Annotated in this window: 4 protein-coding genes, 1 tRNA gene and 1 pseudogene; 3 read left to right on the top strand and 3 right to left on the bottom strand. The window is 65.9% G+C overall.

Annotated features, from left to right (window positions below):
- Window positions 1-4: 4 nt before the first annotated feature.
- Window positions 5-89, top strand: a tRNA-Ser gene (locus tag QZ184_RS10785).
- Between the two features lie 10 nt (window positions 90-99).
- Here the strand turns inward: QZ184_RS10785 and QZ184_RS10780 are convergent.
- Window positions 100-342, bottom strand: coding sequence for a hypothetical protein (locus tag QZ184_RS10780; protein ID WP_296416319.1), 243 nt, complete (start codon window positions 340-342; stop codon window positions 100-102).
- Between the two features lie 116 nt (window positions 343-458).
- On the opposite strand from QZ184_RS10780, the gene QZ184_RS10775 reads away from it, so the two are divergent.
- Window positions 459-1,655 (top strand): glycosyltransferase, encoded by a 1,197-nt coding sequence (locus QZ184_RS10775; RefSeq protein ID WP_296419590.1) that lies wholly within the window; start codon window positions 459-461, stop codon window positions 1,653-1,655.
- 76 nt (window positions 1,656-1,731) lie between these two features.
- Entirely contained in the window at window positions 1,732-2,415 is a 684-nt protein-coding gene (locus QZ184_RS10770; RefSeq protein ID WP_247479346.1) for a sugar transferase, read from the top strand.
- Here QZ184_RS10770 and cbiB read toward each other — a convergent pair.
- Together cbiB and QZ184_RS10760 are read right to left on the bottom strand one after the other, a co-directional pair.
- Entirely contained in the window at window positions 2,389-3,414 is a 1,026-nt protein-coding gene (cbiB, locus tag QZ184_RS10765) for an adenosylcobinamide-phosphate synthase CbiB (RefSeq protein WP_296419586.1), read from the bottom strand. The genes QZ184_RS10770 and cbiB overlap by 27 nt on opposite strands.
- Before the next feature lie 19 nt (window positions 3,415-3,433).
- Window positions 3,434-3,590: pseudogene (locus QZ184_RS10760) on the bottom strand (ketol-acid reductoisomerase); the annotation flags it as partial.

Raw genomic sequence — 3,590 nt, 5'->3', positions numbered from 1 at the left:
GCCTGGAGAGGTGGCTGAGTGGTCGAAAGCGAACGACTCGAAATCGTTTGAAGGGCAACCTTCCGTGGGTTCGAATCCCACCCTCTCCGTTGTTATGGATCAGCTGTGGAAGACCAGGACCAGCCCTTGGCTGACCTGGTGAAATTCCCGTTCTTCGCGGCTCAGATCGAGTCCGACCTGGAGACCCTCCTTGAGGGCGTTGTCATAGGGGGGTGGTGTCGGTGCCTGGCCGGCGGTCCAGAGGGCGGCGATTCCCACCGAGGTGGCGTGCCAGCTAAAGCAATCGGTGTTGCCAATGGAGGGAGCCTTCAGCTCGTCTTCCAGCAGCTCGCGGATGGCCATGGCTCAGGAACAGTCCTCTCAGCATTCAGAGTTCGCCGTTCGCCGGCAATCAGCTGAGAGGTTTCGTGACCTGACGGGCAATCAAACTTCAAGGGAACGCCCTTAGGCTTCGGCCCATGCTTGCTGGAATTGGGCCGATCGCCCTGGTGCACGAGTGGTTCACCCCCCGGTCGGTGGGCGGCTCTGAACTGGTGGTGCAGGAGCTCGATGCCCTGCTGCAGCAGCCCCAACTGTTTGCCCTGGTGGATGGGGAGAGTCGTCGCCGCGGCAGTTGGCTCGCCGGTCGCTCGATCACCAGCTCCTTTGTGCAGCGCCTGCCCTTTGGGGTCAGTCACGTTCAGCAGTACCTGCCGCTGCTGCCGATGGCGATTGAGCAGCTCGATCTGACGGGTTACCCCCTGGTGCTCAGCAGCAGCCATCTGGTGGCCAAGGGTGTGCTGACCGGTCCGGATCAGTGCCATCTGAGCTATGTCCATACCCCCGTGCGCTACGCCTGGGATCAGATGCACGCCTACCTGCGCCAGTCCGCCCTGGCCCGGCGTGGTCTGGGGCCCTTGATTCGCGCGCAGCTGCATCAACTGCGTCAGTGGGATGTCCTGAGCGGCCAGCGCCCGGATCAGCTGCTGGCGAACTCCCGCTTTACGGCCTCGCGCATCCGCCGCTACTGGGGCCGCGAGTCCACCGTGGTGCACCCCCCGGTGGAGGTCGATCGTTTCCGTTGGGATCAACCCCGCGATGACGTCTACCTCTGCCTGTGCCGGCTGGTTCCCTACAAGCGTGTGGATCTGGTGGTCGAGGCCTTCAACCGCACGGGCCTGCCCTTGGTGGTGATCGGTGATGGGCCCGAGCGCGCGCGCCTGCAGGCCATGGCCGGTCCCAATGTTCGGCTGCTGGGTCGCCTTCCCCAGGACGACGTCAACGCTTGGTTGAGCCGTTGCCGCGCCTACGTCTACGCCGGCCTCGAGGACTTCGGCATCGCTCCGGTGGAGGCGATGGCGGCTGGGGCGCCGGTGATTGCCTTGGGGCAGGGCGGCCTATTGGATACGGTCCGCTGCATCCAACGCGGGGACAGCCAGCCCACGGGCCTGCTCTTCCCGGACCAGCAGGTGACCTCGCTCGTGGCGGCCCTGGAGACCTTTGAGCAGCGGCGGCTCTGGCAGCAACTCCCCGCTGAACGGCTCAGGCGCTGGGCGGAGGGCTTCAGCCCCCTGCGTTTCCGTGCGCGGATGGAGGCGGTGATTGAGCAGAGCTGGAACCGCCATCAACGGACGCGGCAGGAACGCAGCCGAGCCCTGCCTGTGCCTATGGCTTGAGTGACCGCGGCGGGGTGTCGCTGCGAACACTCGACTTCTTTAATGACAGCTGGAAGCTGCTCAATCACTGCGCCGTTTGTCCGCCGTTGACTCGATTCCCGCTGAATCCACGGCCAGCTCTTGGCTGAGGGCTCAGTCCAAGCGCGGACGCATCCTCAAGCGTGTCGGTGACATCAGCTTTTCGCTGTTGGTCTTGATCCTGGGTTCGCCGCTGCTGTTGCTGTTGGCCCTGCTGGTCAAGCTCAGCTCCAAGGGATCGGTCTTCTATTGCCAGCGCCGCATTGGCCGCGGCTACAAGGGGTTTGGCTGCCTGAAGTTCCGCACGATGCGCAAGGACGCCGATCGCGTCTTGGCCTCGGTCCTGGCTTCTGATCCGGTGCTGCGGGCTGAATTTGAGCGGGATTTCAAGCTCAAGAACGATCCCCGGATCACGCCCATCGGCCGTTTCCTGCGTCGCTCCAGCCTCGATGAGCTGCCGCAGTTCATCAATGTGCTCAAGGGCGAGATGAGCGTGGTGGGCCCCAGACCGATCGTTTGGGATGAGCTGGAGCGCTACGGCCGCACGATGGATGAGGTGCTGGCGGTCCGCCCGGGCCTGACCGGCCTCTGGCAGGTCTCCGGCCGCAACAACCTGCCCTACGAAACCCGGGTCAAGCTCGATCTCTTCTACGCCCGCAACCGCAATTTCTGGCTCGACCTGGGCATCGTGCTGCGCACGATTGGGGTGGTGCTTCTACCGATGGACCGCGGCGCCTACTAACAGCGCTGCCGCTAACCACAGGACCTCAAGCCGGCGGCTCAGGCCCAGGAGCCGCTCCACATCACTGGCCTCGGGGGCCGGAGCTCCCGCTGCCAGCAGCGGTTTCTGGGTCTCCCGCTCCCCGTAGCGATTGACCCCGCCCAGTTGAACGTCCAGGCAGTGGGCATAGATCGCCTGGGAGACCCCGGCATTGGGGGAGGGATCGGGCTGACCTTCCTGCAACGCCAGCTGGGCGAGGGGCAGGGTCCGTCTGGCGGTGCGTCCTTGGACCAGCGGCAAGCTCAGGGCCACGAGCCGGCAGGGCAGCCAGACCAGCAGGTCATCGAGCTTGGCGCCGGCGGTGCCCAGCCAGCGCAGGCTCCCGCGGCGGTAGCCGAGCATCGAATCGAGGGTGCTGGCGGCTTTGAACCCCCAGGCCAACGCCAAAGGGCCAGGCCCCCCGTACGGCCAAAGGGCGGCCCCGATCACCATCCAGAACAGCGGCGCGAACAGCCCATCAACGGCGTTTTCGCTGGCGGTCTCCGCGGCGGCCCGCAGGATCTCCTGGCGGCTTAACTCCGTCGTGTCTCGCCCAACGATCCAACCCAAGGCCGTTCGCGCTGGCCCGAGTTCCGTGGACGTTGTGAGCGCTGCCAGGACGGCCTGCACCGCCTGCTCCAGGCTGCGGCCGGCCAGGGCGCTGGCGAGCGCGATCAGCAGCAGCGGCCAGGTCCAGGGTCGCGTGTGGCAGATCTGCTCGAGCCACCAGCCGGCGCCGCCGCTGCCGAGCACCAACAGCAGGGTGATGCCACAGCCCGCCAGCCGCAGGCGTCTCGGGGATCCTTCGGCCCAGCTCTCCGCCAGCTGGCGCAGCCGGCTGATCCACCAGCCCATCACCACAACCGGGTGCAGGCACCAGCGCGGATCCCCCACCAGCCGGTCGAGGCCGGCCGCGGCGAGGACCAATAAAAAAGGGTGGATCCCCGCGAAGGAATCCACCCCTGAAGCGAGCAGCGTCATGGCTGCAGAGCGGCCTGAATCAGGCGGACTTCAGCCAGGAGAACATCGAGCGCAGGCCTTTGCCCACGTTCTCGATCGGGTGCTGGCTGTCGCGGTCGCGGATCTTCTGCATCTCAGGCTTACCGGCTTCGCATTCGGCCACGAAGTTGCGGGCGAAGGTGCCGTCCTGGATGTCG

The sequence above is a fragment of the Vulcanococcus sp. DEBay_Sum22DG08_74 genome (genome assembly GCF_017852955.1).
GTDB lineage: Bacteria > Cyanobacteriota > Cyanobacteriia > PCC-6307 > Cyanobiaceae > Vulcanococcus.
This window is presented reverse-complemented; position numbering and strand designations above follow the sequence as displayed.

What these genes read in the sequence shown, in the direction of transcription:
- QZ184_RS10780 (WP_296416319.1), bottom strand. Translation starts at nt 342, where the DNA reads ATGGCCATCCGCGAGCTGCTGGAAGACGAGCTGAAGGCTCCCTCCATT.
- QZ184_RS10775 (WP_296419590.1), top strand. Translation starts at nt 459, where the DNA reads ATGCTTGCTGGAATTGGGCCGATCGCCCTGGTGCACGAGTGGTTCACC.
- cbiB (WP_296419586.1), bottom strand. Translation starts at nt 3,414, where the DNA reads ATGACGCTGCTCGCTTCAGGGGTGGATTCCTTCGCGGGGATCCACCCT.